This is a genomic window from Pseudomonas sp. B37(2017) (assembly GCF_002112885.1).
Taxonomy (GTDB): Bacteria; Pseudomonadota; Gammaproteobacteria; order Pseudomonadales; family Pseudomonadaceae; genus Aquipseudomonas; species Aquipseudomonas paraglycinae.
Window position 1 is genome coordinate 64,753 of the sequence record NZ_NEIX01000010.1, and the last position, 26,974, is coordinate 91,726.

The following is a 26,974-nucleotide window of genomic DNA, read 5'->3' on the forward strand; positions in this document are numbered from 1 at the left end:
AGGGGCGATCCAGGGATGAAGAAAAGTCAGAAGTTGTTCGGCGCCAGCCTGCTGGCGCTGGCGATCAGCGGATGTGCAGTGACCAGTGAACCGATCGAACGCAGTGTCAGCGAACAAAGGGCCCGGGCCGACCTGCAAAGCATGTACAAGGGCCAGGAACCGCTGAGCGGTCCGCTGACCCTGCACCAGGCCATGGCACGCGCGGTGAAATACAACCTCGAAGGCCGCTTGAAAATCATGGAGGAAGCGCTGGCCAAGCGGCAGCTCGACCTTGCCAGTTTCGACATGCTGCCGCGCATGGCGCTGGACGCCGGCTACGTCGGGCGTAACAACGTCAGCGCCTCCAGCAGCCAGAGCGTGCGCACCGGCACCCAGTCCCTGGAACCGTCGACCTCCCAGGACCGCGACCGCGACGTCGCGGACCTGACCATGGTCTGGAACGTCCTCGATTTCGGCGTCAGCTACATCAGCGCCAAGCAGCAGGGCGACCAGCGCCTGATCGTTCAGGAACGCCGGCGCAAGGTGATCAACACCATCGTTCAGGACGTGCGCTCGGCCTATTGGCGGGCAATGGCCGCCGAACGTCTGCTCAAGCAGATCGACAGCCTGATGGCGCGGGTCGACACCGCCCGCCGCAACAGCGAAAGCATGAGCGAACAGCGCATCGGCGATCCGGTGCAGTCCCTCGGCTACCAGCGTTCGCTGATCGAGGCGACCCGGCAACTGGAAGAACAACGCCGCGCGCTGTCGCTGGCGAAAACCGAACTGGCGACCCTGATCAACCTGCCGCTGGGCACCAACCTGACGTTGGCCACCGATGACGGTTATCAGATCCCGGAACTCAAGGTCGATCTGAGCAAACTCGAACAGGAAGCCCTGACCAGCCGTCCGGAACTGCGCGAGCAGGATTACCAGACCCGGATCAGCGCCGCCGAAACCCGCAAGGCCATGCTGCGTCTGCTGCCGGGCCTGGAGTTCTCCGCTGGCGGGCATTACGACAGCAACTCGTTTCTGGTCGAGCAGGGCTGGGCCGACTACGGCGTGAAGGTCACCTGGAACCTGTTCAACGTGATCTCCGCCCCGGCGGCCATCGACGTGGCCAAGGCCGGCGAAGAAGTTGCTGCTGCACGGCGTCAGGCGATGTCGATTGCAGTGCTGGCACAGCTTTACGTGGCCAATGCCAACTATCAGGAGGCGCTGCGCCAGTTCAAGACCAACCAGCAACTGTCGGACATCGACGGGCAAATCGTCGGTCAGTTGCGTAACCGTCGTCAGGCCGACGGCATTGGTGAGCTGGACCTGATTCAGGGCGAGCTCAACACCTTGCAGGCCGACTTGCGTCGGGACCTGTCCTACGCCGATCTGCGCAATGCTTACGGCCAGATTTTCGCCAGCGCCGGCCTCGATCCGCTGCCGGATCAGGTGCAGTCGACCGAAGTCCAGTCGATCGCCACCGCGCTGGCCAACCGCGAAGCGGCGTGGGCCTCGGGGAATATTTCAGTGCCGGTGGCCCATGCCTCCGCGCAGTGACGTATTGGCGCCGACCGCCAGTATCAGCCGTGCCCAACGCGAGGCCCGCAACGGCCACCGCGGCACGGCGATGCTGCTGACCGGTCTGCCGGCGGCGGGCAAATCGACCCTTGCCCAGGCGTTGCATGCCGAGTTGTTCAGTTGCGGTCTGCAAAGCGTGGTGCTTGATGGCGATGGGTTGCGGGTCGGGCTCAACCGCGACCTGGGGTTTACCGATGCCGACCGCCTGGAAAACATCCGCCGCGCCAGTGAGCTGGCGGCGTTGCTGGTGGAGAACGGGCAGATCGTGATTCTGGCGATGATCGCGCCGTTGGCGGAACTGCGCGAGGTGTTTGCCCGCCGTTTGGGCGAGGACTATCGCGAGGTCTGGTGCAGCGCCGCGCTGGCGGTGTGCGAGCAGCGCGATCCGAAAGGGCATTACGCCCGGGCCCGACGCGGCGAGTTGGCCGGGTTCACCGGCATATCGGCACCTTACGAGGCGCCAGCCCAGGCTTCGCTGGTGCTCGACACCGGCACGCTGACGGTCGAAGCCTGTCTGGACCGGTTGCTGACCTGGCTCGGCGAAACTGCGGTGTTGCCCAAGGCATGAGCCGGCCGGCGTTCTCACGGTTGCCGGTGACGATGGACCTGCCGTTGCTGTTGCAGGCGCTGGCGGCGATTGACGACGCTGCCTGGCGCGGTCATTTCAACACCGCTTATTTCGCCGGCGACTGGAGCGGCGTGGCGCTGATTTCCGCCGCCGATGCGCTGACCGAACTGTCCCCCGGCAGTGCCGAACCCGTACAACGCGCCCCTTGGCTGAATGATCGTCGCTGGCAGCAGGCGCTGCGGGATCTGCCGCTGGAAATCGTCAGTGCGCGGCTGCTGCGACTAGGGCCGGGCGGGCAGATTCATGAGCATCGCGACTACGATCTTGAGGGTGCGGACGCCGATTTGCGCCTGCATATTCCACTGCTCAGTCCGCCCGCCGTGGACTTCTGGCTCGACGGCCAGCGTATGCCGATGACGGCGGGAGAATGCTGGTTTCTTGATCTCGCCCGGCCGCATCGGGTCGACAATCGCGACAGCACAGCTCGGGTTCATCTGGTGCTCGATTGCCGCCCCGCGCCCTGGCTGGAGCAGATGGTTGTTGACGGTTTGCCGACCACTCCGCAGCCCGATGGCGCGGAGACGGCGCTGCAGCGTTTTCAACGGTTGCTGGTCACGGATCCGGTGTTGTCCGCAACGTTGCAGGCATTGCACGACCCAGAAGCATTTATCGCCCAGACGCTGGCGCTGGCCACTGAGCGCGGTCTGCATTTTTCCCGTGAAGAACTGCTGGCGGCGATGCGTAACGGTCGCCGGTCATGGAACGAACAATGGCGTCTGTGAATTTCGACGGCTGGTTGCCGATTCGCATCTGGAAAACCGCCGGGCAATGGCAGGTCGACTGGTGCTGGTTTGGCGACACGCCGCTGCATCAGCCGTTCTTTCGTGAGGCCGTCGAAGACGCGTTGCGCCTGCCGTTCAATCAGGCGTTCCGCCGGCAAACACCCTTGTCGGCGCTCATGGATTGGCAAGCGCTCAGTCCGGGTCTGCCGCCGAGTGCCTTTATCCTCCACGCCTCGCGATGCGGTTCGACGCTGATCAGTCAGATGCTTGCCCGGCTCGACGATCACATCGTGGTCTCGGAGCCGCCGCCCCTTGATGCCTTGCTGCGTAGCGCTCTGCCGGACGAAGAACGCCGCGCGGCCATCGCCGGATTGCTTTCGGCGTACGGTCAGCGGCGGTGCGGTACGGAGCAGCGACTGGTGATCAAACTCGACGCCTGGAACATCGGCGAATGGCCGTTGCTGCACGAGTGCTTTCCCGATACGCCGTGGCTGTTTGTTTATCGCGATCCGCTGGAAATCGCTGTCTCTCACCTGCGTCGCCCCGGCCTGCACATGGTGCCGGGCGCGCTCGGCGATTGTGTGCTGGACGATGATTTGCCGTTCGAGGGTCGCGAGGATTTCATCGCCCGGCGGCTGGGGCGCCTGCTGGAGGCGGGGTGGGTGCATTGCCGTGATTCTGCCGGGCTGGCGCTCAATTACAGCGAATTGCCCGACGCGATGAGCGGACGGCTGGCGCGGTTTTTCAAGCTGAGTGCCGCGCAATGTGAACAGACGTTGGCGGCGACGGCGCAGCACGCGAAGCAGCCGTCACAACCCTTTCTCGTCGATAGCGAGCACAAGCGCCGCGAGGCATCGGCGCTGTTGCAGGCACGGGTCGAACATTGCGCCCGTGCGCCTTATGCCGCGCTGGAACGCTTGCGCGCGCTCACGATTTCGCCGACAGATCCGCCATCCCCTTGAGCAACTCGATCGGCAACGGAAAGACGATGGTCGAGCTCTTGTCGCCGGCAATCGAACTCAAGGTCTGCATGTAGCGCAGCTGCATGGCGCCGGGCTGGCGGCCGAGCATTTCGGCGGCCTGCATGAGTTTTTCCGAGGCCTGCAATTCGCCTTCGGCGTGGATCACCTTGGCTCGCCGTTCCCGCTCGGCTTCGGCCTGCTTGGCGATGGCGCGCACCATCGACTCGTTGAGATCGACGTGCTTGATTTCGACGTTGGCGACCTTGATCCCCCAGGCGTCGGTCTGGGCGTCGAGCACTTGCTGGATGTCGATGTTCCGGCGTTCGCGCTCGGCCAGCAGTTCGTCCAGCTCATGTTTGCCGAGCACCGCGCGCAGGGTGGTCTGGGCCAGTTGGCTGGTGGCCATGAGGAAATCTTCGACCTGGATGATCGCTTTCTGTGGGTCGAGCACGCGGAAGTACAGCACCGCGTTGACCTTCACCGAGACGTTGTCGCGGGTGATCACGTCTTGCGGCGGCACGTCGAGGACGATGGTGCGCAGATCGACCCGGACCATTTGCTGCACCACCGGAATCAACAGGATCAGCCCAGGCCCCTTGACCTGCCAGAAGCGTCCGAGCTGGAACACCACGCCGCGTTCGTATTCGCGCAGGATGCGGAACGTCGAGCCGGCCAAGGCGATCAGCAACAGCAGCAGCGCGACAAAACCGATTTGCAGACCCATGATCACTCTCCGAGCGGTGCCGCGTCAGTCGCGGCCACTTGCAGCAACAGGCCCTTGCGTCCGACCACGCGCACCGGTTGCCCGGTGTACAGCGGCGTGGCGCTCAGCACCTGCCAGCGTTCTCCTTGTAATTGCACCCAGCCGTTGCGGCTGTCTTCCGGTTGCACCACCGTCACCGCCGTGACACTGCCGAGCAGGCCGGCATCGCCGCTGACCGGTTGGCGCGGTCGGGTTTTCAGGGCGCGGACCAGCAGCGCGATCAGCAGCAGGGCGCTGACCAGCCCGAGGCCGATCATCATCGGCACCGGCAGTTCGGCGTTGCTCAGAATCAGCGCGCCGATCACAAACATGACGATGCCGCCCAGGCCGATCACCCCGTAGTTGGGCAGCGCGGCTTCGGCGATCAGGAAGGTGATGCCCAGAGTAATCAGCCACAGGCCGACCGGACTGACGGCGGTAAACAGACCGTCAGCCGCAACCACCGATCCACTCAGCAGCAACAGGGCAAGCGCACAGCAACGAATGTTCACGTGACCCTCCGCGAGAGTCAGGACTTGTTCTTACAGTCTAGTTGAGGCTGTGGCTGGATGATTTTTGATCAATCCGCCTGCCTCGCCAGTGGGCGGATTTCCCGGTGTTCGCGGCTCGCCGGACTAGACTTTCAAGGACAGCCACAGCGTTTCATTACCGTCCGCCGCGCAGCGTCGGCGGGCACCGAGGTGCATCATGCGTATGGCCAAGAAAGTGCAGAGCAGCCTCAACCGGGCGCAATGCGAATATGACATCGTCACTCACCCGCACTCGTCCAGCAGCCTGGAAACGGCGCGGGTCTCCGGGATTGCCGCAGAACGGGTGGCCAAATCGGTGATCCTGGACGACCGTCACGGGCACTACCTGATGGCGGTGCTGCCCGCCAGCCGCCACCTGGACTTGAGCAAGGTGCGCAGCAGCGGCGAATGGCAAATCACCCGCGAAAGCAATCTGGCGCACATTTTCGACGACTGCGAACGCGGCGCCGTGCCGCCACTGGGCGATTCCTACGGCCTGGACATGGTCATCGACCCGCTGCTGACCCGGCAGAAAGACATCTACCTGGAAGCCGGCAACCACAACAACCTGCTGCACATGAGCATGCCCGAGTTCCTGAAAATGGTGCCGCGTGCGCAGGTGCGGGAACTGAGTCAGTAGCTTTTTTAGCGTCTGTGCCGACACCCATCGCGAGCAAGCTCGCTCCCACAGGTTCTGCGCTAAACCTGTGGGAGCGGGCTTGCTCGCGAAAAATCTTTCACACCCTTTAAACTCGCAGGAGTTCCGACATGGAAAACCCGACGCACAGCCTCCCATCCCTGTTCAAGCAACTCGGCCTGGACAACGACCCGGTCAGCATCGACCAGTTCATCGCCACCCATTCCCCGCTCAAACCCGAACTGCACCTGTGCGACGCGTTTTTCTGGACCAAGAGCCAGGCGGATTTCCTGCGGGACGAGATTCTCGATGATGCGGATTGGGCGGAGGTGGTGGATCAGTTGGATGTGATGTTGAGGAAGGGGCGGGGGTAATTATCAGCTTGCCGTTCGTAAGCTGAATCAACTCACCCGGTTGCCAGTAATGCTTCCTTAGACCAGAATTACGACCTCAATTGAGGTCTTTTATTATGCAAAGTGTTCTGGCCGATATGGCTGTCAGTGTTTCTGAATTGAAGAAAAACCCCTCCGCAGTGCTTAACGGCGCGCACGGAGGAGCAGTTGCTGTCCTGAATCACAACCGGGTCATGGGCTACATGGTGCCGGCTGACGTTTACGAAGCCATGATGGAGCGGCTCGATGATCTCGAGTTGGCAGAAATCGTTCGTTCTCGCAGTCACGAGACTCCCATACCGGTGAGCCTGGATGACCTATAAGCTCGAATTTCTACCTTCCGCCCACAAAGAGTGGAACAAACTGGGTCATACGCTGCGTGATCAATTTAAAAAGAAGCTGGCTGAGCGTCTTGAGCGTCCCCGTATTCCGGCTGACTCCCTCCACGGCATGCCTGACTGCTACAAGATCAAACTCAAAGCGTCCGGTTATCGACTGGTTTACCAAGTGATCGAAGAGCGGGTTGTTGTCTCGGTAGTCGCCGTGGGTAAGCGCGAGCGAAGCGACGTTTACGAAAACGCGAAAAGACGCTGAGCTGAAGCACGCAACCCAATTTGTTTCAAAACTTGACTGAATTTCCCCACCAATGCGATATTGATAGTTAGCAAACTAACAGTGTGTGCATTCCCTCGTGCCGAATAACCTCGACGCTCTCCAGATGAATATCAGCAGTGCCATGGTGGTGGCCGCCAGGCATTGGCGGAAGATCTGCCAGACCACGCTGGTCAACTATGGAATTTCCGAAGCCTGCGCCGTCCCGTTGTTGATGATCGGGCGTTTGGGCGAGGGTGTGCGCCAGGTGCAGGTGGCGCAGGCGGCGGGGATGGAGTCGCCGTCGCTGGTGCGCCTGCTTGACCAGTTGTGTCACGCCGGATTTGTCTGCCGCACTGAAGATGCCCAGGACCGTCGCGCCAAATGCCTGAGCCTGACCGACACCGGCCGTGAGCTGGTGCAAGCGGTCGAAGCGCAACTGGTGCGCCTGCGTCATGAAGTGCTCGAAGGCATCGACCAGCGCGATCTGGAGGCTACGCTTCGGGTACTGAGAGCTTTTGAGGCGGCCACTCCGCCAACGGTGATCAATCCGTGAACGGGTTCTTTTCCGGCATGCCACCCGCGCGGGACTGGTTCTACGGGATCCGCACGTTCGCGGCCTCGATGATCGCGCTGTACATCGCCTTGCTCATGCAAATGCCGCGTCCTTATTGGGCGATGGCCACGGTGTACATCGTTTCCAGCCCGTTCCTCGGCCCGACCAGCTCCAAGGCGCTGTATCGCGCGATCGGCACGTTTCTCGGTGCGGCGGCGGCAGTGCTGTTCGTGCCGATGTTCGTCCAGAGCCCGTATGTGCTGGTGGTGGTCATCGCCTTGTGGACGGGGATTCTGCTGTTTCTGTCCCTGCACCTGCGCACCGCCAACAACTACGCGCTGATGCTGGCCGGCTACACCTTGCCGCTGATCGCCCTGCCGGTGGTGGATAACCCGCTGGCGGTGTGGGACGTGGCCGAGTCGCGGACCGAGGAAATCTTTCTCGGCATCGCCGTGGCGGCGGTGGTCGGCGCGATGTTCTGGCCACGGCGCCTGGCACCGGTGTTCAACGATGCCGTGGGCAAGTGGTTCGCCGACGCCACAACTTACAGTCTGAAATTCCTCAGCCGCGACGTGCAGCCCGAAGAGGTCGCAGCCCTGCGCATGGCGATGGTTGGCAGTTTCAACAGCCTGGAATTGATGATCGGTCAGTTGCCGCACGAAGGTGCGCGGCCGCAGACGGTGCGCAACACCAAGGAATTGCGTGGGCGGATGATCCACCTTTTGCCGGTGATCGATGCCCTCGAAGATTCGCTTTATGCCCTCGAACGGCGCACACCGGAGCTGGTGGAAAAGTTCGCGCCGCTGCTCACCGCGACCCGCGAATGGCTCGGCCACAAAGACGCCGATCTCGAGCGCTGGCAAGCGTTGCGGGATCAGCTCGAAGCGCTGCAACCGAGCGCCGACGCCCTCGAAGATCGCAAACAGTTGCTGTTTTCCAATGCGCTGTACCGCCTCGGCGAATTCATCGATCTGTGGCAGGACTGCCGCAGCCTGCAGGACGCGATCCTGTGCGAGCGCCAGGACAGCTGGCGCGCGGTTTATCGCCACTGGCGGCTGGGTCGCCTGACGCCATTCATCGACCGTGGGCTGATGCTGTATTCGGTGGTCTCGACCATCCTGGCGATCATCGTCGCCTCGGTACTGTGGATCCTGCTGGGCTGGACCGACGGTGGCAGTGCGGTGATTCTGGCGGCGGTGTCGTGCAGCTTCTTCGCCTCGATGGACGACCCGGCGCCGCAGATCTACCGGTTCTTTTTCTGGACCGGGATGTCGGTGCTGTTTGCCAGCCTATACCTGTTTCTGGTGCTGCCGAACCTGCATGACTTTCCGATGCTGGTGCTGGCGTTCGCGGTGCCGTTCATCTGTGTCGGCACCCTGACGGTGCAGCCACGTTTCTATCTCGGCATGCTGCTGACGCTGGTCAATACCTCGTCGTTCATCAGCATTTCCGGTGCTTACGACGCGGACTTCTTCGCCTTCGTCAATTCCAACCTGGCGGGCCCGATGGGACTGTTGTTCGCGTTCATCTGGACGCTGATCGCCCGGCCGTTCGGCGCCGAGCTGGCGGCCAAGCGCCTGACCCGTTTCAGCTGGAAAGACATCGTCAGCATGACCGAACCGGCGAACCTCGCTGAACACCGGCAACTGGGCGTGCAACTGCTTGACCGCCTGATGCAGCACCTGCCGCGTCTGGCGCTGACCGGCCAGGACACCGGCATCGCCATGCGCGAGGTGCGCGTGGGGCTGAACCTGCTCGACTTGCTTGCCTATACACCGCGAGTGACGGGCGCGCCGAACGCGTTGCTCAAGCAAGTGGTGGCAGAGGTCGGCGAATATTTCCGGGCCTGCCTCAAGGCCGGGGAACGCTTGCCGGCGCCAAGCGCCTTGCTGATGACCATGGATCGCACCCGCCGCGCGCTCAATGGCCACGGCGATGAAGAAACCCGACTAAACCTGTTGCACGCCTTGAGCGGTTTGCGCCTGGCGCTGTTGCCCGGCGTGGAATTCGTCTCCAACGCAGAGCCCGAAGAACCGTTGCCCGAAGGAGCGCCCCTATGATCGGTGATCTGGACATCAGCGGCATTTTCCTGCCGACCCTGCTGGTGTTGATGGGCATCACTTATGTGCTGTTTGTTTTGGTACACGGCGTGCTCACACGCCTGCATTTCTACCGTCTGGTCTGGCACCGGGCATTGTTCAACGTGGCTCTCTACGCCGTGATGCTGTACGGCGTGGATTCACTCAGTCGATACCTGATGACATGAAAAAACCGTTTCTGACCCTCGGTCGCGTCGTCCTGACGCTGCTGATCGTGACTTTCGCCGTCGTCGTGGTCTGGCGCATGGTGATGTATTACATGTTCGCGCCCTGGACCCGCGACGGCCACATTCGCGCCGACATTGTGCAGATCGCTCCGGACGTGTCCGGGCTGATCCAGCAGGTCGAAGTAAAGGACAACCAGCTGGTGAAACGCGGCCAGGTGCTGTTCAGCATCGACCAGGACCGTTTCAAACTGGCGTTGCGCCAGGCCAAGGCGGCGGTCGCTGATCGCGAAGAAACCCTCGCCCAGGCGCAGCGTGAAGCCAAGCGTAACCGTGGTCTGGGCAATCTGGTGCCGGCCGAACAGCTGGAAGAAAGCCAGTCGAAAGTGGCCCGCGCGCAATCGGCCCTGGCCGAAGCGCTGGTGGCGGTGGACAGTGCGCAGCTCAACCTCGACCGCTCGGTGATCCGCAGCCCGGTGGACGGCTACGTCAACGACCGTGCACCACGCTCGCAGGAGTTCGTCACCGCCGGGCGTCCGGTGTTGTCGGTGGTCGACAGCAATTCGTTTCACATCGACGGCTATTTCGAAGAGACCAAACTCGACGGCATCCACATCGGGCAGTCGGTGGATATCCGCGTGATCGGCGACCGTGCTCGCCTGCGCGGGCATGTCGAAAGCATTGTCGCCGGCATCGAAGATCGTGACCGTTCGAGCGGCAGCAACCTGCTGCCCAACGTCAATCCGGCGTTCAGCTGGGTGCGTCTGGCGCAACGGATTCCGGTGCGTATCGCCTTTGACGACGTGCCGGATGACTTCCGCATGATCGCCGGGCGCACCGCCACCGTGTCGATCATCGACGATCAACCGCAGGAGCCCGCCAAATGAGCAGGGCCCTGATGATCGCCGGTTTGGGCATGATGCTGTCGGCCTGCTCGATGGTCGGGCCGGACTACCACGTGCCCGAAGACGCGGCGATCCAGCGCAAGGATTTCCAGGGCGACCTGGCGGTGGCCGGCAAGCCGGTGGTGTCGGCCCCGGTGCCGGCGGACTGGTGGCGGCTGTATCAGGATCCGCGCCTGGATCAACTGGTGCAGCAGGCCATGGCGTCCAACACCGATCTGCGGGTGGCAGCGGCGAACCTGTCGCGGGCCCGTGCGCAGGTCGATGAAGCCGAGGCGGCCGGTGGCTGGAGCGGCGGCGTGAAGATGGGCGCGCAACGCTTGCAGGAATCCGGCGAGGCATTCCTGCTGCCGGAGAAAGTACCGGTGGCCAACATCGGCGATATCGGTATCAGCGCGTCCTACCAGTTCGACCTGTGGGGCACGCTGCAACGCGGGATCGAAGCGGCAAAGGCCAACGCCGACGCAACCCAGGCCGCGGCCGATACCGCGCGCATCACCCTGGTCGCCGACGTGGTGCGGGCCTACACCCAGGTCTGCGCGGCGAACGAGGAACGGGAAATCGCCCAGCATTCCCTCGACCTGCAATCCCAGAGCACCACCCTGATCCAGCGTCTGCGCGATGCCGGGCGCGGCGACGAAACCCAGGTCACCCGTTCGCAGACCCAATTCAAATCCCTACGCGCCGACATGCCGCGCTATGAGGCGGCGCGGCAGGCCGGGTTGTTCCGGCTGTCGATGCTGCTGGCCAAGCCTGTCGATCAATTGCCGGCCGGCACCGCGACCTGCGCCGAACTGCCGAAAATCGCTCAACTGGTGCCGGTCGGCGATGGCGCTGCGCTGCTCAAGCGTCGGCCGGACATCCGCCAGGCCGAGCGGCGTCTGGCGGCCGCGACGGCTGGAGTCGGTATCGCCACCGGCGAGCTGTACCCGGACATCAGTTTCGGCGCGACAATCGGCACCGTCGGTATTCTGGACAACCTTGGCAAACCGTCCACCAACCGCTGGGGCTTCGGTCCGTCGCTGAGCTGGAGTGTGCCGACCAACGGCGCCCGGGCCCGTATCCGCGAAGCCGAAGCCACAACCCAGGGCGCGCTGGCGCACTTTGACGGTGTCGTGCTGAACGCTATCCGCGAAACCCAGACCGGCCTGTCCCAGTACTCCGCGCTGCTGCAACGCCGCGATGCGCTGGCCGATGCCGAGCAGTCGGCGAAACTGGCGGCCGACCAGACGCACCGCTTCTTCCAGGCCGGCCGCGAGTCGTTCCTCGCCGACCTGCAGGCCACCCGCACCTACACCGACGTCACCGCGCAACTGGCCGCCGCCAACACCCAGGTTGCCATGAGCCAGATCGATTTGTTCCTCGCCCTGGGCGGCGGTTGGGAAAGCGGACGAACGCAAGCCTCGAGCGCCAGCAAACCCTGAGGCCGTTGCTATGCTTTGAAGTATTGAAAGGGCGCCCCGAACCAGGCGCATTTTCAGTGCACATCGCTAGCGCAGGTCTAGGGGAAACCAATAATGAAAAACCCTTACGCTCTCGGCTTCTGGTGCGCCCTGGTAGCCTTGGTGCTGCTGTCGGCCACCTATTTCTACGGCATCATGCTGGCCCACCAGATCGACAAGGCAATGGTCTTCCTCGACAGCACCGTGGCGCTGATCGCGGTCATGGCGATCGTGGTCGTGGCGTCGGCGCTGGTGCAAAGCCAGCGACTCAAGAAACGCCAGCTTGAGCAGAGCAAGACGCTGCTGCTGATCTGGGACACCAAAGTCGCGCTGCGCAAAGTCGAAACCGTGTTCGACCGCTACTTCTGGGGCAGCTACTGGCAACCGGGGCGGACCTTCGCCGAAGTCATGGGCGAACTCACCGGCACGCCGCTGGAAAAAAGCCTCGAAGCCCTGAAAAAACAATGTCTGGCCCTCGACCGGCAAGTCGCCGGCGACGGCTGGCACTGGCTCAACAACGCCCGCGAACTGTCGGACGTCGCCACGGCCATGGCCCGCGAGCGCTATCAGCTGGACTTCTGCGACCCGCGCAGCGACGGGCCGGGCGGGGCGGTGATCGACCGGGATTTCGAAGTGCTGGTGTACACCTGGACCGCGCGGCTGAAAAGCTTCGACCATCAGCTCGATGAGATCGAGGTGCAATATTCCTGATCCCGAAAAGATCGCCGAACCCGGCGATCTTTTTGTTTGTCCATGACTTGTCGACACTCTTTAACCTTTAAACATTGGGCCGCGTCGCACTGCCAGTGCTAATCTCCACCGCTAAATTCAGCGGAGTCGCGCCACGGCCCGGTCACGGGTTCAGGGAAGACGACCACACTTTCAGCCACGGAAATCGATCAGGTCATTCATGAATAAATCAGCAGGCGTGCTTCTCGGAATTGTTGTGGCCATCGGCGCCATCAGCGTAGGCGGGGCCTGGTACACCGGCACCAAAATCGAAGGCGTGCTGAACAATGCCGTCGCCAACGCCAACAGCGAGTTGCAGACCGCCATGGCCGGCTCCAACGGCAGTGCGTCGCTGGAACTGGTATCGCTTGAGCGCAACACCTTCAGCAGCACCGCGCACTATCGCCTCAAGGGCGAGGGTGAAATGTTCGGCGAGGCGCCGGTCGAGTTGCTGTTCGTCGATCACATCGAACACGGCCCGCTGCCGTTCTCGCGTCTGGTGTCGCTGAAGTGGCTGCCGGTCATGGCCACCAGTCACTACGAACTGGAAAAGACCCCGATCACCGAAAAATGGTTTGCCGCCACCAAGGGCGCCGCGCCGCTCAAAGGCGTGGTCAACATCGGTTACGACCAATCCACCACCGGCAACCTCGAGCTGCTGCCGCTGGAAGCCGCGCTGGACGACAAGTCGAGCCTGAAGTTTTCCGGCCTGAACATGGACATTTCCGCCAGCGCCCAGGCCCAGAAGGTCAAGGCCGACGGCTACATGGACAGCCTGCACCTGACCACGGTCGCCGAAGATCAGGCGCCGGTGCAGATCGAACTCAACGGCCTGACCCTGGCCAGCAACCTCGCCAAGAGCACCTACGGCTATTACACCGGCGAGAACACCCTGGAACTGACCAGCAGCAAGACCACCTTCGGCGTCAAACAATCGGTGCTGGGCGTGAAGAACTTCGAAATGAAGAACCGCACCGAAGAGAACGGCAGCAACGCCTCCGGCCGTGCCGACTACAAGGTCGGCGAAGTGACCCTCAACGACAAGAAAATCGGTTCGGCCAACCTGGCCATGAGTCTGAAAAACCTCGACATTCCGTCGGCCATGTCGCTGATGCAGATCTACCAGACCAAGCTCCAGCCTTACGAAAAAGCTGCTGCCGAAGCCACCGCCGCCGGCCTGCCGGCACCGGAGCTGAACCTGACCGAGGCCGAGTCCACCCAGGTCAAGGCCGACCTGCAGAAACTGCTGGCAGCCGGGCCGCAACTGGCGCTGGAAGACCTGTCGCTGAAAACCGCCAACGGCGAAAGCCGGGCGAGTCTGGTGCTCGATCTGGCCAAGCCACAGTCAATGGACCTGCCGCCGGATCAACTGGGCAAACAGCTGATCGCGCTGCTTGACGTCAATGTGCTGGTGTCCAAGCCGATGCTGGTCGATCTGCTCAGCGTCCAGGCGCAAATCGACGGTCAGACCGATGCCAAGGCCATCGTTGACCAGGCCAGCGCTGGCGCCGACATGTTCGCCGGCATGGCCGTCGGTTCGCAGCTGGCGACCCTGGATGGCACCAACGTTGTCACCAAACTGCATTACGCCGCCAATCAGGTGGAATTCAACGGCCAGAAGATGACCGTCGAGCAGTTCGTCGGCTTCCTGATGAGCAAGTTCGGCAGCATCGAACAGCCTCAGTAAACGCCCCGCGCTACACCGAAACGCCCGGCCTCTGCACCCGCAGACGCCGGGCGTTTTGCTGTCTGGCGTCCGGGTTTGCGGCCGGTCGGAAAAACCATCGTCACGAATCTGAACAATTATTGTGTTCTGAATATTGATCTACGCTTGCGTGCAAGACTGCTTGGATAAGCTTGGCTGAGCGTTTTTTGCTTGGCCTCCGTTACGAAATGGGCAAGGGGGGGCGTTGCTACCCGGCTGGCCATGTAAGGATGCTGACGAATGCCGCGTATTGATGTTCCTGTATTACATCGTGGTTTACGCCCTTTGTTTCGAGTCGCGCTGTGCAGCCAGTTGCTCTGGCCGGCGTTCGCGTTCGCCGATACGGCCTACGATCAAATGGTGCTCGATGCCCGGGCAGGGCATTACACGCCCGCGCTGACTGCTTTGCGTCAGGTGCCGCCGGCCCAGGCCACCACCGGCCAGGTCAGCGATCACCTGCAAATTGCCGGTTGGGCCGGGCTCGACGCCGAAGTAGTGCAGGTCTACGAGACTCAGGGTCGTGGCCGGGCACTGCCGGTTCAGGCGCTGACCGCCACCGCCCGGGCCTACCGCAACCTCAAACGCTGGGATCAGGCGATCCAGGTCTACAACAAGGCCCTGACGCTGGAGCCGGACAACGCCGACCTGCAACTCGGTCTCGCGCTGACCCAGGCCGATTCCGGCAAGCCTGACGAAGGGGTGATCCGCGCCCGTTCGCTGGTCGCCGCCAAACCCGATGATCCGTCCCGCCGACTGGCGCTGGGCTACGCCCTGAATCGCGCCGGCAAGCCGTACGACGCGCTGTTCGAATACGATCAGGCCTTCATTCGCGCCGGCAATAAACCGGAAGTCGCCCGCGAATACGTGGTCGCCCTGCAAAAGGCGCGTCTGCCGGAGCCGGCATTGCGTCTGGCGAAACAACGTCCGGGGCTGATCGATCCCGTCACCTTGCGACGTCTGGAAGGCGATCTGGCTGCCGAACGCGTGCGTCTCGCCGAACTGGCCACCCGCAGCGAAAAAGAACGCTACGTGATCGCCGATCGTGCCTTGGCCGACTACGACCAGTTGCTCGCCACCTGGACGCCGGACGCCACTGCCCACGACGACGTGACCCGCTGGCGCATCGACCGCATGGGCGCGCTCAAGGCCCGGGCGCGCACCGCCGAAGTCATCAGCGAATACCAGAAGCTGCAAGCCGAAGGCGTGAAGATCCCGACCTACGCCCTACGCTGGGTGGCGGCGTCCTATCTGGATCAGCGCCAGCCGGAAATCGCCACCGATCTTTACCGTCAGGTGCTGGCAGCGCCGGACGCCGATGTCGGCGACCGACTCGAAGACACCACGGCGCTGTATTACGCGCTGCTGGAAAGCGACCGCGCCGAAGAGGCGCGCAAAGTCGCTGAAGATCAGGCCAGGGCGCAGAAGCCGCGCGTCGAACTCAAGGGCCTGCCGATCGGCAACCCCAACGACGAATGGATGGACGCCCAGCAACTGGCGGCGCAGGCCGGAACTTACGGTTCCGACCTGCCTCACGGCGAAGAACGCTTGCAGACCCTGGTGGATCAGGTGCCGGGCAACATCGGCCTGCGCTTGGCCCAGGCCGATCTGTACCTGGCCCGTAACTGGCCGCGCCGCGCGGAAAACCAGCTCAAGGAAACCGAGAGCATCGCACCGCGTGACATGGGCCTGGAAGTCGCGCAGGCCCGCACCGCCATGGACTTGCAGGAATGGCGGCAGATGGATGCGCTGACCGATGACGTGGTGGCGCGTTTCCCCGACAACCGTCAGGTCCAGCGTCTGGCCCGTGAGCGCGAAGTGCACGACATGTCCGAGCTGCGCGTCGAGGCCTACGGCGGCAAGGCCAACGGCGGCAACGGTGGCGATGCCGGTGCGGTTACCGGCAGCCGGGATTTCGGCATCCAGACCACCCTTTACAGCCCGCCGATCAATGAAGACTGGCGAGTGTTCGCCGGGGCCGGATACGCCACTGGCGATTTCGCCGAAGGCACCGGCCACCATCGCTTCCAGCGTGTCGGTCTGGAGCGTCGCACACGCGACATGACCCTCGAAGCCGAAGTGTCGAACCATTCCTATGGTTTCGGCGACAAGCAGGGCGCGCGTCTGGCGATTGCCCGCGACATCGACGATCACTGGCAATACGGAGGCAGCCTCGAATACCTGTCGGCCGAGACCCCGCTGCGGGCACTCAACAGCGACATCAAGGCCAACGGCGGCAGCGGTTTCATCCGCTGGCGCGCCAACGAGAGCCGCGAGTGGCGGCTGGCGGTAAGTCCGTCGCACTTCAGCGACGGCAACAACCGCGTCGAAGCCTTGCTGACCGGAAAAGAGGGCGTCTACAGCGCGCCGAACCTGCAAGTCGACGCGGGCCTGGAAGTGGGCACCAGCCACAACTCCAAGTCCGATGACGTGCCGTACTTCAACCCGAAGTCGGACTTCAGCGTCATGCCGCTGCTGAACGTCAACCACGTGCTGTACCACCGCTACGAAACCGTCTGGAGCCAGCAATTCCAGGCCGGTACGGGTACTTACAGCCAGCGTGATCACGGCACCGGCGGCATGGCATTGCTCGGTTACGGCCAGCGCTACGCCTGGAACGACGTGTTCGAGGTGGGCGGTTTGTTCAGCGTGATCAACCGGCCCTACGACGGTGACCGGGAAACCGATCTGCGTCTGCTCGTCGACCTCACTTTCCGCTTCTAGAAGAGTTTGAAGATGCCTTTGATTTCGCGTTTCATCCTTCTGCTGGGAGTGCTGCTGGTCAGCGCCTGCGCCCAGCAAGCCCCGGCCTTCGTGCCGCCGTCCGAGCGACCGCTGGCAGCCAATGAAAAGCCCTGGCCGAAAAACCACGTGCTGGGCATTGCCTACCACGACGTCGAAGACCGTGACCCCGATCAGGCGGTGGTGGCGGTGCGCACCGAGCGCCTGCTCGAACAGCTCGCCTGGTTGCGGGAGAACAACTACAAACCGGTGACGGTCGACCAGATCATGGCCGCGCGCAAAGGCGGGCCGGAACTGCCGCCCAAGGCGATCCTGCTCAGCTTCGACGACGGTTACTCAAGCTTCTACACCCGCGTACTGCCGGTGTTGCGCGCCTACAACTGGCATGCGCTGCTGGCGCCGGTCGGCACCTGGATAGATACGCCGCTGAACCAACCGGTGGACTTCGCTGGCACGCCGCGTCCGCGCTCGGACTTCCTGACCTGGGCTCAAGTGCGGGAAATCTCCCAATCGGGCTTGGTGGAAATCGCCGCCCACACCGACGCCAGCCACAAAGGCATCCTCGCCAACCCGCAAGGCAACCTGCAGCCGGCGGCCGCGACCCGACGCTACGATCCGGTGAGCAAACGCTACGAATCCGAAGCCGATTTCCAGGCGCGGATCCGCGCTGACGTGCAGGCCATTTCGGAAAAAATCCGCAAGAACACCGGTAAAAAGCCGCGCATCTGGGTCTGGCCTTACGGGACGGCGGACGGCACATCGCTGACCGTGGTCAGCGAAGAGGGCTATGAAATGGCCCTGACCCTCGATGACGGCCTCGATGCCCTCGACAACCTGATGAGCGGGCCGCGTTTCCTGGTGGCTTCCGACCCTGACGGCGAGCACTTCGCCAACAGCGTGGTCGGCGTGCAATCGGACTTCACCATGCGTGTGGTGCATGTGGATCTGGATAACGTCTACGACCCGGACCCGGCGCAGCAGGAAATCAACCTCGGCAAACTGATCCAGCGCATGGCCGACATGGGCGCCAACACCGTGTTCCTGCAAGCCTTCGCCGATCCGAAGGGCGATGGCCTGGTGCATTCGCTGTACTTCCCCAACCGTCATCTGCCGATGCGCGCCGACCTGTTCGACCGTGTCGCCTGGCAATTGCGCACCCGGGCTCACGTGAAGGTCTTTGCGTGGATGCCGGTGCTGAGTTTCGAACTGGATTCGAAGCTGCCACGGGTGACGCGCTGGGATCCGAAGACCGGCACGACCGCTGTCGACCCGGATCAATACAAACGCCTGTCGCCGTTCGATCCCGAGGTGCGACGGATCATCGGCGAGATCTACGAAGACGTGGCACGCCTGACTTCGGTCGACGGCATTCTCTACCACGACGACGCGGTGCTCTCGGACTTCGAAGACGCCAGCCCTCAGGCCCTGGAGGCTTACACCGCCCAAGGCTTGCCGGGCTCGATCGCCGCTCTGCGTGACGATCCGGCGGCGATGCAGCGCTGGACCCGCTTCAAGAGCCGCTACCTGATCGACTTCACCAACGAGCTGACTGCCAAAGTGCGCGCGATTCGTGGCCCGCAAGTGCTCACCGCGCGGAACATCTTCGCCGAGCCGGTGCTCAATCCGCACAGCGAAGCGTGGTTCGCGCAGAACCTCGACGACTTCCTCGTGAGCTACGACTGGACGGCGCCGATGGCCATGCCGCTCATGGAAAAACAGACCCAGGCGCAATCCGGTCCGTGGCTTGAAGAGCTGGTAGCGAAGATCAAACAGCGCCCCGGTGCGCTGGATCGCACGGTGTTCGAATTGCAGGCCCGGGACTGGACGAAAAAGGACCAGGCCGACATCGACGGCGCACAACTGGCCGACTGGATGGGCCGCCTCAAGCGTCAGGGCGCCACCAGTTTCGGCTACTACCCGGACAACTTCCTCGAGAACCTGCCGGACCTGAAAACCGTGCGGCCTGCGCTCTCCAACAAATGGAACCCATGACATGCTGGATAGACTGCTGGCCCTGCTTGTTCTGGCGATCGTCCTCGGCGTCCCGCTGGGGCTGATCTTCCTGGTCACCGGGCAATTCCTGATGGACTTCGTGTTCTTCTACCCGCTGTTCATGTCCGGGTTGTGGATTTCCGGTGGCCTGTATTTCTGGCTGCACTGGGAACGGCACTGGCCCTGGAAGGACGACACCCTGCCGCCACCGCTGGAAGGCGAACCGCTGATTTCGATCCTGATCCCTTGCTACAACGAAGGCGACAACGCCGCCGACACCATCCACGCGGCGCTGGCGCAGCACTACCCGAACATCGAAGTCATCGCGATCAACGACGGCTCCAAGGACAACACCGCCGAAGTGCTGGATGCACTGGCCAAGGAAGATCCGCGATTGCGGGTGCTGCACCTGGCGGAAAACCAGGGCAAGGCCGTGGCCCTGCGCATGGGCGCCATCGCTGCGCGCAGCGAATATCTGGTGTGCATCGACGGTGACGCGCTGCTGGCGCCGAACACGGCGGCTTATCTGGTGGCGCCGATGCTCGACAACGCACGACTGGGTGCGGTGACCGGCAACCCACGGATCCGCACGCGTTCGACTCTGGTCGGGCGGGTTCAGGTCGGCGAGTTCTCGTCGATCATCGGGCTGATCAAGCGCACTCAGCGGGTGTTCGGGCGGATCTTCACCGTGTCCGGTGTGATCGTCGCGTTCCGTCGCACCGCGCTGAACCGGGTTGGCTACTGGAGCCCGGACATGATCACCGAAGACATCGACATCAGCTGGAAGCTGCAACTGGACCACTGGAGCATCTTTTACGAGCCCCGTGCCCTTTGCTGGATCCTGATGCCGGAAACCCTGCGCGGTCTGTGGAAACAGCGTCTGCGCTGGGCCCAGGGCGGCGCCGAAGTGCTGTTCAAGAACATTCGCGGGATCTGGCAGTACCGCCACCGTTACCTGTGGCCGCTGCTGTTCGAATACTGCCTGTCGACCGGTTGGGCATTCACCTTCCTGTTGTCGGTGATCTTCTGGGGCGTCGGCAAGTTCGTGGTCATGCCTGAAGCCATTGCCGTCGACCACCTCATGCCGCCGGCGTTTACCGGATTGCTGCTGGCGTTTGTCTGCCTGGTGCAGTTCGCGGTCAGCATCATCATTGACCGGCGTTACGAACCGGGCCTTGGCAAGACCATGTTCTGGGTGGTGTGGTACCCGATCGCGTTCTGGTTCGTCAGCCTGCTGACCACGCTGGTCAGTTTCCCCAAAGTACTGTTCGGCCAACACCAGAAGCGTGCGCGCTGGGTCAGTCCCGACCGGGGTATCAAACCGATCGGGGACGACGAAGAGGAGGTTATCAAATGAAAATCATCCGGACCCGCCAACGGCCGTTTCTGGTGGTGGTCGATGCGTTCTTCACCGTGCTGGCCTGGGTCGGCCTGTTGTATCTGCTGGTGCGCGGCCTGTGGCCGTTGATCGAGACCCACGAAGGCGGGCCGCGCATCGACAACTCGGCGTTCGAAGCCCTCGGCACCTTGCAGATTTATCTGTGGGTGGCGCTGGTCAACGCGGTGATCCTGATCGGCTGGGCGCGCTATCAGCAACGCAAGAGCCGAAGCTTCGCCCAGCGTCGCCTGCCGTCCCCGGTGGTCGACGATGAAGGGCTGAGCCGCAGCTTCAAGCTGTGCGACGAGCGCTTTCAGAAACTGCGCGGGCCGGGCGTGATGACCATCCACAACGATCAGGACGGTGACGTCAGTCACGTGGTGCCGCATCTGTGGCCGGTCCACCCCGAAGAGCTGCCGCCACCGCTGGCGCCACTGGAACATCCTCGGGTGATTTTTCTGCACGCCGAGGACGACGACAACCGCGAGCCGCTGAACCGGATCACCTGACGGCGCGAATCAGTCGCCAGGCTTCCTCCATCGTCAGCGGTTGCTTCATGCGTTCGGCGAGCAGGGCCATCGCTCGTTCCTCTTCGCAGGCGACTGCTGCCACCACCACGCCCTTGCTCCCGAACAGCCCGATAAACGGCGGCTGTTCGGGTTCGCCGATAAATTCGACCGCATCCCACGCCTCAGCGTGGCCGAGATAGTCGTAGTTGCGGCCGAAATGCCAGGTCCAGAAATACGGCACGTCGAGGTAATGCTCATCGCCACCGAGCAGGTTGGCGGCGGCGATCCGCGCGTGCTGCTGGGCCAGGCGCCAGTGTTCGATGCGTTGTGGTTTGCCGTTCAACGGGAAGGTGGCGATATCGCCAATCGCCCACAGGTTGTCGGTGACGCGCAGGCTGGCATCGACCAACAGTGATTGATCGTCCTCGCGCGGCAAGTCGCCGAACGCTTCGGTGGCCGGATGTACGCCGATTCCCGCCAATACCAGATCCGCCGACAGGCGCAGGCCGTTGTCGAGCAACACTGCCTCGACCTTGCCGTCGCCGGTGATCTCCCTGGCTTCGTGATCGGTGATGAATTTCACGCCGTTTTCTTCGTGCAGTGCCCGGATCGCCTTGCCGACGGCTTCACCAAATTGCGCTGCGAAGGGAATCGCATGGCGCGCCAGCACAGTCACTTCAAGACCGTGCTGGCGCAGGGCCGAAGCGCATTCGAGCGCAATGAAACTGTCACCGATGATCACCGCGCGCTGGCCGGGTTGGGCGGCGTCCATGATGGATTGCGCCTGAGCTTTGGAGCGCAGGACAAACACCTGGGGCAGGTCGGCGCCGGGCAGTTTCAGCGCGTTTGGCGTTGCGCCGGTGGCCAGCACCGCCGCGCTGTAATGCAGTGTGCGGCCATCGCTCAGGTGAAGGGTTTTGGTATCGGCATCGAGCCCGCTGACCTCGCCTGAAACCCGGTTGATGTGCTGTTCGCGGTAAAAGTCGTCATCGCGCAGGGGCGGGGTTTCCGCCGGCGGCATTTCCCCGGACAGCACGAATTTGCTCAGCACCGTGCGGTCGTAGCCGGCGTCCGGCTCGCGGTCGATCAGCACGATCCGCCCGCCGAAGCCTTTTTCCCGCAGGGCGGCGGCGCAGGCGGTTCCCCCGGCACCGGCGCCGACGATGACAAAGGTGCGCGGATCGTCCTGCGGCGGGGTGTGGGGATCCGGCAGCGGCTGGTCATCGACCCACACTTCGTCGCCGCGCAGTTCCAGCGGATAGCGCTTGAGGCTGTCCAGCGCCGGAGGTTCGCACAACGCGCCATCCTCGGCGCGAAAGGCTGCCTTGTGCCACGGGCAGATCAGTCGGCCGTGGCACAACGCACCTTCCACCAGAGGCGCGCCGGCGTGCGGGCATTCCCCCTGAAAGGCGCGCAACTGGCCGGCGGCGCGCAGCAGGATGATCTTGCAGTCGCCGATTTGCACCTCCAGCCCACGGTCTTCAGGCACATCGGCGAAACGGGCGACACGGTGCAGGGTCATGGTCGTGCTCCTCACAGGCATTTCTCTTACGAGTTTGGGCTGCATTGCGAGGTTCAGCCATTTCCCACTGCCACGGCACGAACGGTACGGCTATAGTTTGCAGGCCGACGAAGGCCCAACTGCACAAGGTGCTCCCGGAATGACCCGATTGACCTCTCTCAACCCTTGGCTGGCGGCCGCTGCCGTCGCCCTTTGCGTGCAGTTTCCGGCGCAGGCCCAGGAGCGTTTCACCCTCAGCATTCCCGGTGTGTCGGATAACCGTCTGTTCACCTCGGCGGCGGCCAGCGATGCGGCCGGATGCGGCGGCAAGAACCAGTCGCCGGCCCTGAGCTGGAATGCCGGCCCGAGCGGAACCCTGAGCTACGCCATTGTCATGCACGATCCGGACGGCCAGAAAGGCGCGGGCGTCGATCACTGGGTTCACTACGGGATCAAGGCCACGACCCGGCAGATTCCGGCCGGCGTTGGCGCCAAATCAGCCCTTGAAGGCGTCGGTGGCACCAACAGCAAAGGCACCACCAGCTACATCGGCCCGTGCCCGCCGGTGGGCGACAGCGCGCACCACTACATCATCCAGATCTACGCCCTGGATCTGGCCCCGGACGCCTTGCCCGCCGGCCTGACCCGCGCCCAGCTGATGGAAAAAATCAAAGGCCACGTGCTGCGCAACAGCAGTGCGGTGCGGCGTTATCACCGCTGAAAAAATTTTCGGCGAGGTTTAACCCGAACTGACAGGGCTGCCCGTCTCAGGGGATGAATGGATCAATTCTTCCCCGAGGTCAGCCCCCATGTCCCTTCCTTCCACGCTTCTGCGCCCCCTTGCTGCCAGTGTGTTGCTGGTGGTTGCCGGTTGCGGTGTTTCCTCCACTCCGGAAACCACCGTCGCGCCACCTCCGGCGCAGACCGAACTGAAATCTTCAGTGCAACCTGAAGCGGTCATGACCGATAGCGCGATGGCCAAGCGCAGTGCACTGGCGGCGCCGATCGCCAGTTTTGCACCGATGCCGACCGGTGAAAGTTATCCACAAGGCTATCGCGACGAACAGCGCGAGCAGTACGCCAAGCTGGCCGACAACCCGATCCACAGCGTCGCCGAAACCCCGGTCTCGACCTTTAGCGCCGACGTCGACACCGGCGCCTACGCCAATGTGCGACGCCTGCTCAATCAGGGTCGACTGCCGCCGGAAGGCGCAGTGCGGCTGGAAGAGATGGTCAATTACTTTCCCTACAACTACGCGTTGCCGAGCGATGGCTCGCCCTTTGGCGTGACCACCGAACTGGCCGCTTCACCGTGGAACCCGCACACCCGCTTGCTGCGCATCGGTATCAAAGCGTCCGACCGTGCAGTGGCGGAACTGGCCCCGGCCAATCTGGTGTTTCTGGTGGATGTATCGGGCTCGATGGACCGCCCCGAAGGCTTGCCACGGGTCAAAAGCACCCTGAAGTTGCTGGTCGATCAATTGCGCGAACAGGATCGGGTGTCGCTGGTGGTGTATGCCGGCGAATCCAGAGTGGTGCTGGAGCCGACTTCTGGACGGGAAAAGGCGAAAATTCGCACAGCCATCGAGCAATTGACCGCCGGTGGCTCGACCGCCGGCGCTTCGGGCATCGAGCTGGCTTATCAGATGGCGCAGCAGGCGTTCATCCCCAAAGGCATCAACCGCATCCTGTTGGCCACCGATGGTGACTTCAACGTTGGCATCAGCGACTTCGACAGCCTGAAACAAATGGCTGTGGATAAACGCAAGACCGGGATTTCCCTGACCACACTGGGTTTCGGTGTGGATAACTACAATGAACACCTGATGGAACAACTGGCCGATGCCGGTGACGGCAACTACGCCTACATCGACAACCTGCGCGAAGCGCGCAAGGTGCTGGTGGATCAACTCGGTTCAACCCTCGCCGTGGTGGCGAAAAACGTCAAATTGCAGGTCGAGTTCAACCCGGCGCAGGTCAGCGAATACCGGTTGCTTGGTTATGAAAACCGCGCGTTGAAGCGTGAGGATTTCAGCAATGACAAGGTCGATGCCGGTGAAATCGGTGCAGGCCATACGGTGACGGCGTTGTATGAAATTGTCCCGACAGGCGAGAAGGGCTGGCTGGAACCGCTGCGTTACGGAAAAACCGATGCAGTGGTTTCCGAGAAGAAAGGAGAATTGGCAATGCTGCGTGTGCGATATCAAAAGCCTGAGGGTGGGAAAAGTCTGCTGATCGAGCGGCCGATTGCCAGCCAGGTTGCGCCGGCCAGTGAGGATCTGCGTTTCGCTGCCGCCGTCGCCGCGTTTTCCCAGCAACTCAAGGACGGTCGCTACACCGGCGATTTCAGCTTGAAGGACACCGAAGCCTTGGCCCGAGGTGCGCGCGGCGATGACCGCTTCGGCCTGCGCAACGAATTCGTGCAGCTGGTTGAACTGGCGCAGAGCCTGCGTACCTCCACTGCCTCCAACGCAATGTCCACTGAGCGACGGATTGAATAGTGAGCCGCCTCAAAGGCTTCATCACACAGCTGTTTGCCTCCGCCGACCGCCTTGAGGCCAGCAGCGACGAATCGCTGCTGGCCCGTTATCGCGAGGGTGACGGCAAGGCGTTCGAGATCCTGTACGCGCGCCATCGCCAGAGCCTTTACCGGTTTCTGCTCGGTTTGAGCGGCAAACCGGAACTGGCCGACGAGGTGTTCCAGGAGACCTGGCTGAGCCTGATCCGCAGCGCCAGTCAGCCACAAGGCCGGGCGACCTTTCGTACGTGGTTGTTCCAGATTGCCCGCAATCGCCTGATCGACCACTGGCGCAAACACGGCGCCCGGCAACCGCTGTATGACAGCTACGACGAACAGACTCACGCCGTCAGCGACGACGCCTCCGATCCCGAACAACTGCTCAACCTCAGCCGCGACAGCGAGCGCCTGGAGAGCGCCCTGCAATCCTTGCCCGCCGACCAGCGCGAAGTGTTCCTGCTGCGCGCCCACGGCGACCTCGACCTGGCGCAAATCGCCATCCTCACCGAAACACCGCTGGAAACCGTCAAGAGCCGCTTGCGCTACGCCCAGCAAAAACTGCGTCGGCTGCTGGCCGAGGAGGTACTGACATGACGGACGCCCGCCCGACACCCGAAGAGCAACTGCTCAAGCACGTGCGCGAACAGCACAACGCCGAACCGCCGGCGCATCTCGATGCGCTGATCCTCAATGCCGCCCGCCGTGAAACCCCGGCACCACGGCAAAGCCTGTGGCAACGCTGGCTCAAGGCCTGCCAGCAACCGCGCTACCAGGTGGCTTTTGCCAGTCTGGTCGGCATCGCGCTGATGCTGTCGCTGGTGCAACGCGCGCCGGAGCCCGTGGCTCAATACGATTTCGCCCCTGCTGCCAAACCGGCCGCGCCTGTGCTCCGTCAGGAGGCCCGATCGTTGTCGACCCCCGCCGGGGCGCTTTCTGCGCCAGCTCCCGCGCCGATGGCGGAAATGGCTGCACCGATGCAGAGCGAGTCGATCAGCGCCGACACGGCAGACGAAGCCAAGGTCAGCAAGCGCGCCGCCGCCCCGGTCAACGGTCTCGACGAGCAACTGCGCGAAGTCCTGCGCCTGCGCGAGTCCGGCCAGTCGCAAGCGGCCGACAACCTGTTCAACAACCTGCACAAGCGCTACCCGAACGTGAATCTCGACCTGCGACTGGAAAAAATCCGCAAGAACTGACCGTATCAGCCATCCGCCATTTGGCATTGACCCGCAAAAACGCGCACTATCGGGTCATTGCCGATGCGCTGGAGGATGCCGTGGCCCAAAAAATCGACCGCATCGCCCAAATGCTCAACTGCCCGGTGAAGGGTGAGGAACTGCGGCGGGCAGTAACGGAGAGTCGCAAGGAGTTTCTTCTGGCCAAACAGGCTGAAGAGGATCTGGAGGAAGACGTTCTCGATGATGACTTGATCGAGGACGAAGAAGACGATGATGAATACGACGAGTTTGACTGGACGACGGAGTGAGTCGCCAGCCAGCAGACACAAAAAAGCCCCGGACCTTGCAGTCCGGGGCTTTTTCGTTTTGTTCATGGCGCACCAGGCGGGATTCGAACCCACGACCCCTGCCTTCGGAGGGCAGTACTCTATCCAGCTGAGCTACTGGTGCAGCGGGCGACATCATACCTAGGTCGGCTCGGGGCGTCCATGCCGGGTTTGGGCGTGGATTGTCAGTATGCATGTCGGTAAGAAACCCCTGCATTCCATAAAGCTGTAACGTCCTGCAAAAGGCTCGCTTGGCGCTTTGGGGAGGCTGTTCTATGGTTTCCATGCGATCAGGGCTGTTGGTACGTTGATCTGAAATGTTCAGCAATTGCGGCGTTTTTGTTCTTTTTTTCGAACGCCCTATTGTCCTGCAACCCCTTTGAACCTAGGATTCGTTTGAGATTTCAAACGCTCCTTATCCAGGTGCTGAGCCGCACGCGTTTTGAGTCGTGCGCTATTTATGTGCCAGCCCGGTAAATGATTT

At 62.7% G+C, this 26,974-nt stretch carries 27 protein-coding genes and 1 tRNA gene; 24 read left to right on the top strand and 4 right to left on the bottom strand.

The genetic code is table 11. The features are described 5' to 3' along the window. The first annotated feature begins 15 nt into the window (after nt 1–15). Genes CAF90_RS22510 through CAF90_RS22525 form a run of 4 tightly spaced genes read left to right on the top strand, consistent with a single transcriptional unit; the run spans nt 16 to nt 3,863 of the window. Complete coding sequence (locus CAF90_RS22510) at nt 16–1,530, top strand: TolC family protein (protein ID WP_007957681.1); 1,515 nt, start codon at nt 16–18, stop codon at nt 1,528–1,530. Next, nucleotides 1,514–2,119 (top strand): adenylyl-sulfate kinase, encoded by a 606-nt coding sequence (gene cysC, locus CAF90_RS22515; RefSeq protein ID WP_085608548.1) that lies wholly within the window; start codon nt 1,514–1,516, stop codon nt 2,117–2,119. The genes CAF90_RS22510 and cysC overlap by 17 nt, the downstream gene beginning before the upstream one ends. Further along, a complete protein-coding gene (locus CAF90_RS22520) occupies nt 2,116–2,901 on the top strand; it encodes an aspartyl/asparaginyl beta-hydroxylase domain-containing protein (RefSeq protein WP_085608549.1) in 786 nt (261 codons plus the stop codon). The genes cysC and CAF90_RS22520 overlap by 4 nt, the downstream gene beginning before the upstream one ends. Further along, nucleotides 2,889–3,863: a sulfotransferase family protein gene (locus CAF90_RS22525; RefSeq protein ID WP_085608550.1), complete on the top strand. Its 975-nt coding sequence runs from the start codon at nt 2,889–2,891 to the stop codon at nt 3,861–3,863. Before CAF90_RS22520 ends, CAF90_RS22525 begins: the two co-directional genes overlap by 13 nt. Here the strand turns inward: CAF90_RS22525 and CAF90_RS22530 are convergent. After that, nucleotides 3,829–4,587, bottom strand: a complete 759-nt coding sequence (locus CAF90_RS22530; protein ID WP_085608551.1) for a slipin family protein — start codon at nt 4,585–4,587, stop codon at nt 3,829–3,831. The genes CAF90_RS22525 and CAF90_RS22530 overlap by 35 nt on opposite strands. 2 nt (nt 4,588–4,589) lie before the next feature. Continuing rightward, nucleotides 4,590–5,117 carry an NfeD family protein gene (locus CAF90_RS22535; protein ID WP_085608552.1) on the bottom strand — a complete coding sequence of 176 codons (528 nt, stop codon included), beginning with the start codon at nt 5,115–5,117 and terminating at the stop codon, nt 4,590–4,592. Between the two features lie 196 nt (nt 5,118–5,313). Between CAF90_RS22535 and CAF90_RS22540 the strand changes: the two genes are divergently transcribed. The 15 genes from CAF90_RS22540 (at nt 5,314) to pgaD (ending at nt 20,970) form a co-directional block, all read left to right on the top strand. Beyond that, on the top strand, nt 5,314–5,775 hold the full coding sequence (locus tag CAF90_RS22540) for an aminoacyl-tRNA deacylase (RefSeq protein ID WP_085608553.1): 462 nt from the start codon (nt 5,314–5,316) through the stop codon (nt 5,773–5,775). A 128-nt stretch (nt 5,776–5,903) separates the two neighbouring features. Then, the gene (locus CAF90_RS22545) at nt 5,904–6,146 is read left to right on the top strand and encodes a DUF2789 domain-containing protein (RefSeq protein WP_085608554.1); all 243 of its coding nucleotides are present in this window, start codon (nt 5,904–5,906) and stop codon (nt 6,144–6,146) included. 95 nt (nt 6,147–6,241) lie between these two features. Continuing rightward, nucleotides 6,242–6,487 carry a type II toxin-antitoxin system Phd/YefM family antitoxin gene (locus CAF90_RS22550; RefSeq protein WP_039773014.1) on the top strand — a complete coding sequence of 82 codons (246 nt, stop codon included), beginning with the start codon at nt 6,242–6,244 and terminating at the stop codon, nt 6,485–6,487. After that, nucleotides 6,477–6,758, top strand: a complete 282-nt coding sequence (locus CAF90_RS22555; RefSeq protein ID WP_039773012.1) for a type II toxin-antitoxin system RelE/ParE family toxin — start codon at nt 6,477–6,479, stop codon at nt 6,756–6,758. Before CAF90_RS22550 ends, CAF90_RS22555 begins: the two co-directional genes overlap by 11 nt. Before the next feature lie 124 nt (nt 6,759–6,882). Continuing rightward, nucleotides 6,883–7,311: a MarR family winged helix-turn-helix transcriptional regulator gene (locus CAF90_RS22560; RefSeq protein WP_011331882.1), complete on the top strand. Its 429-nt coding sequence runs from the start codon at nt 6,883–6,885 to the stop codon at nt 7,309–7,311. Next, complete coding sequence (locus CAF90_RS22565) at nt 7,308–9,371, top strand: FUSC family protein (RefSeq protein ID WP_085608555.1); 2,064 nt, start codon at nt 7,308–7,310, stop codon at nt 9,369–9,371. Before CAF90_RS22560 ends, CAF90_RS22565 begins: the two co-directional genes overlap by 4 nt. Continuing rightward, on the top strand, nt 9,368–9,577 hold the full coding sequence (locus tag CAF90_RS22570) for a DUF1656 domain-containing protein (RefSeq protein WP_007957657.1): 210 nt from the start codon (nt 9,368–9,370) through the stop codon (nt 9,575–9,577). Before CAF90_RS22565 ends, CAF90_RS22570 begins: the two co-directional genes overlap by 4 nt. Continuing rightward, nucleotides 9,574–10,461 carry an HlyD family secretion protein gene (locus tag CAF90_RS22575; protein WP_007957655.1) on the top strand — a complete coding sequence of 296 codons (888 nt, stop codon included), beginning with the start codon at nt 9,574–9,576 and terminating at the stop codon, nt 10,459–10,461. The genes CAF90_RS22570 and CAF90_RS22575 overlap by 4 nt, the downstream gene beginning before the upstream one ends. Further along, entirely contained in the window at nt 10,458–11,900 is a 1,443-nt protein-coding gene (locus tag CAF90_RS22580) for an efflux transporter outer membrane subunit (protein WP_085608556.1), read from the top strand. The genes CAF90_RS22575 and CAF90_RS22580 overlap by 4 nt, the downstream gene beginning before the upstream one ends. 93 nt (nt 11,901–11,993) lie before the next feature. Further along, nucleotides 11,994–12,629: an NADH:ubiquinone oxidoreductase subunit N gene (locus tag CAF90_RS22585; RefSeq protein ID WP_085608557.1), complete on the top strand. Its 636-nt coding sequence runs from the start codon at nt 11,994–11,996 to the stop codon at nt 12,627–12,629. Between the two features lie 199 nt (nt 12,630–12,828). Next, nucleotides 12,829–14,334 carry a YdgA family protein gene (locus CAF90_RS22590; protein WP_085608558.1) on the top strand — a complete coding sequence of 502 codons (1,506 nt, stop codon included), beginning with the start codon at nt 12,829–12,831 and terminating at the stop codon, nt 14,332–14,334. A gap of 258 nt (nt 14,335–14,592) precedes the next feature. Then, on the top strand, nt 14,593–17,073 hold the full coding sequence (gene pgaA / locus CAF90_RS22595) for a poly-beta-1,6 N-acetyl-D-glucosamine export porin PgaA (protein WP_085608559.1): 2,481 nt from the start codon (nt 14,593–14,595) through the stop codon (nt 17,071–17,073). Nucleotides 17,074–17,085: 12 nt separating this feature from the next. Further along, complete coding sequence (gene pgaB, locus CAF90_RS22600) at nt 17,086–19,083, top strand: poly-beta-1,6-N-acetyl-D-glucosamine N-deacetylase PgaB (protein ID WP_085608560.1); 1,998 nt, start codon at nt 17,086–17,088, stop codon at nt 19,081–19,083. 1 nt (nt 19,084) lies between these two features. Then, nucleotides 19,085–20,440: a poly-beta-1,6-N-acetyl-D-glucosamine synthase gene (gene pgaC, locus CAF90_RS22605; RefSeq protein WP_007957644.1), complete on the top strand. Its 1,356-nt coding sequence runs from the start codon at nt 19,085–19,087 to the stop codon at nt 20,438–20,440. Then, complete coding sequence (pgaD, locus tag CAF90_RS22610) at nt 20,437–20,970, top strand: poly-beta-1,6-N-acetyl-D-glucosamine biosynthesis protein PgaD (RefSeq protein WP_085608561.1); 534 nt, start codon at nt 20,437–20,439, stop codon at nt 20,968–20,970. Before pgaC ends, pgaD begins: the two co-directional genes overlap by 4 nt. Here pgaD and CAF90_RS22615 read toward each other — a convergent pair. Next, nucleotides 20,963–22,492 carry an FAD-dependent oxidoreductase gene (locus tag CAF90_RS22615; RefSeq protein WP_085608562.1) on the bottom strand — a complete coding sequence of 510 codons (1,530 nt, stop codon included), beginning with the start codon at nt 22,490–22,492 and terminating at the stop codon, nt 20,963–20,965. The two genes, pgaD and CAF90_RS22615, sit on opposite strands and share 8 nt — an antisense overlap. A 139-nt stretch (nt 22,493–22,631) precedes the next feature. Here CAF90_RS22615 and CAF90_RS22620 point away from each other — a divergent pair, with 139 nt between their 5' ends. The 5 genes from CAF90_RS22620 (at nt 22,632) to CAF90_RS22640 (ending at nt 26,472) form a co-directional block, all read left to right on the top strand. Beyond that, the gene (locus tag CAF90_RS22620) at nt 22,632–23,192 is read left to right on the top strand and encodes a YbhB/YbcL family Raf kinase inhibitor-like protein (RefSeq protein WP_085608563.1); all 561 of its coding nucleotides are present in this window, start codon (nt 22,632–22,634) and stop codon (nt 23,190–23,192) included. Between the two features lie 88 nt (nt 23,193–23,280). Next, a complete protein-coding gene (locus CAF90_RS22625; protein WP_085608564.1) occupies nt 23,281–24,972 on the top strand; it encodes a VWA domain-containing protein in 1,692 nt (563 codons plus the stop codon). A gap of 29 nt (nt 24,973–25,001) precedes the next feature. Then, entirely contained in the window at nt 25,002–25,583 is a 582-nt protein-coding gene (locus CAF90_RS22630; protein WP_256578511.1) for an RNA polymerase sigma factor, read from the top strand. Next, nucleotides 25,580–26,182, top strand: a complete 603-nt coding sequence (locus tag CAF90_RS22635; RefSeq protein WP_085608566.1) for a hypothetical protein — start codon at nt 25,580–25,582, stop codon at nt 26,180–26,182. The genes CAF90_RS22630 and CAF90_RS22635 overlap by 4 nt, the downstream gene beginning before the upstream one ends. 20 nt (nt 26,183–26,202) lie before the next feature. Further along, nucleotides 26,203–26,472: a hypothetical protein gene (locus CAF90_RS22640; RefSeq protein WP_011331897.1), complete on the top strand. Its 270-nt coding sequence runs from the start codon at nt 26,203–26,205 to the stop codon at nt 26,470–26,472. A gap of 65 nt (nt 26,473–26,537) precedes the next feature. Here CAF90_RS22640 and CAF90_RS22645 read toward each other — a convergent pair. After that, nucleotides 26,538–26,614 (bottom strand) — tRNA-Arg (locus CAF90_RS22645). Nucleotides 26,615–26,974 lie beyond the last annotated feature (360 nt).

What these genes read in the sequence shown, in the direction of transcription:
- CAF90_RS22585 (WP_085608557.1), top strand. Translation starts at nt 11,994, where the DNA reads ATGAAAAACCCTTACGCTCTCGGCTTCTGGTGCGCCCTGGTAGCCTTG.
- CAF90_RS22520 (WP_085608549.1), top strand. Translation starts at nt 2,116, where the DNA reads ATGAGCCGGCCGGCGTTCTCACGGTTGCCGGTGACGATGGACCTGCCG.
- CAF90_RS22540 (WP_085608553.1), top strand. Translation starts at nt 5,314, where the DNA reads ATGCGTATGGCCAAGAAAGTGCAGAGCAGCCTCAACCGGGCGCAATGC.
- CAF90_RS22575 (WP_007957655.1), top strand. Translation starts at nt 9,574, where the DNA reads ATGAAAAAACCGTTTCTGACCCTCGGTCGCGTCGTCCTGACGCTGCTG.
- CAF90_RS22590 (WP_085608558.1), top strand. Translation starts at nt 12,829, where the DNA reads ATGAATAAATCAGCAGGCGTGCTTCTCGGAATTGTTGTGGCCATCGGC.
- pgaD (WP_085608561.1), top strand. Translation starts at nt 20,437, where the DNA reads ATGAAAATCATCCGGACCCGCCAACGGCCGTTTCTGGTGGTGGTCGAT.
- pgaA (WP_085608559.1), top strand. Translation starts at nt 14,593, where the DNA reads ATGCCGCGTATTGATGTTCCTGTATTACATCGTGGTTTACGCCCTTTG.
- pgaB (WP_085608560.1), top strand. Translation starts at nt 17,086, where the DNA reads ATGCCTTTGATTTCGCGTTTCATCCTTCTGCTGGGAGTGCTGCTGGTC.
- CAF90_RS22580 (WP_085608556.1), top strand. Translation starts at nt 10,458, where the DNA reads ATGAGCAGGGCCCTGATGATCGCCGGTTTGGGCATGATGCTGTCGGCC.
- CAF90_RS22615 (WP_085608562.1), bottom strand. Translation starts at nt 22,492, where the DNA reads ATGACCCTGCACCGTGTCGCCCGTTTCGCCGATGTGCCTGAAGACCGT.
- cysC (WP_085608548.1), top strand. Translation starts at nt 1,514, where the DNA reads ATGCCTCCGCGCAGTGACGTATTGGCGCCGACCGCCAGTATCAGCCGT.
- CAF90_RS22510 (WP_007957681.1), top strand. Translation starts at nt 16, where the DNA reads ATGAAGAAAAGTCAGAAGTTGTTCGGCGCCAGCCTGCTGGCGCTGGCG.
- pgaC (WP_007957644.1), top strand. Translation starts at nt 19,085, where the DNA reads ATGCTGGATAGACTGCTGGCCCTGCTTGTTCTGGCGATCGTCCTCGGC.
- CAF90_RS22545 (WP_085608554.1), top strand. Translation starts at nt 5,904, where the DNA reads ATGGAAAACCCGACGCACAGCCTCCCATCCCTGTTCAAGCAACTCGGC.
- CAF90_RS22635 (WP_085608566.1), top strand. Translation starts at nt 25,580, where the DNA reads ATGACGGACGCCCGCCCGACACCCGAAGAGCAACTGCTCAAGCACGTG.
- CAF90_RS22530 (WP_085608551.1), bottom strand. Translation starts at nt 4,587, where the DNA reads ATGGGTCTGCAAATCGGTTTTGTCGCGCTGCTGCTGTTGCTGATCGCC.
- CAF90_RS22620 (WP_085608563.1), top strand. Translation starts at nt 22,632, where the DNA reads ATGACCCGATTGACCTCTCTCAACCCTTGGCTGGCGGCCGCTGCCGTC.
- CAF90_RS22550 (WP_039773014.1), top strand. Translation starts at nt 6,242, where the DNA reads ATGCAAAGTGTTCTGGCCGATATGGCTGTCAGTGTTTCTGAATTGAAG.
- CAF90_RS22560 (WP_011331882.1), top strand. Translation starts at nt 6,883, where the DNA reads ATGAATATCAGCAGTGCCATGGTGGTGGCCGCCAGGCATTGGCGGAAG.
- CAF90_RS22625 (WP_085608564.1), top strand. Translation starts at nt 23,281, where the DNA reads ATGTCCCTTCCTTCCACGCTTCTGCGCCCCCTTGCTGCCAGTGTGTTG.
- CAF90_RS22525 (WP_085608550.1), top strand. Translation starts at nt 2,889, where the DNA reads ATGGCGTCTGTGAATTTCGACGGCTGGTTGCCGATTCGCATCTGGAAA.
- CAF90_RS22570 (WP_007957657.1), top strand. Translation starts at nt 9,368, where the DNA reads ATGATCGGTGATCTGGACATCAGCGGCATTTTCCTGCCGACCCTGCTG.
- CAF90_RS22555 (WP_039773012.1), top strand. Translation starts at nt 6,477, where the DNA reads ATGACCTATAAGCTCGAATTTCTACCTTCCGCCCACAAAGAGTGGAAC.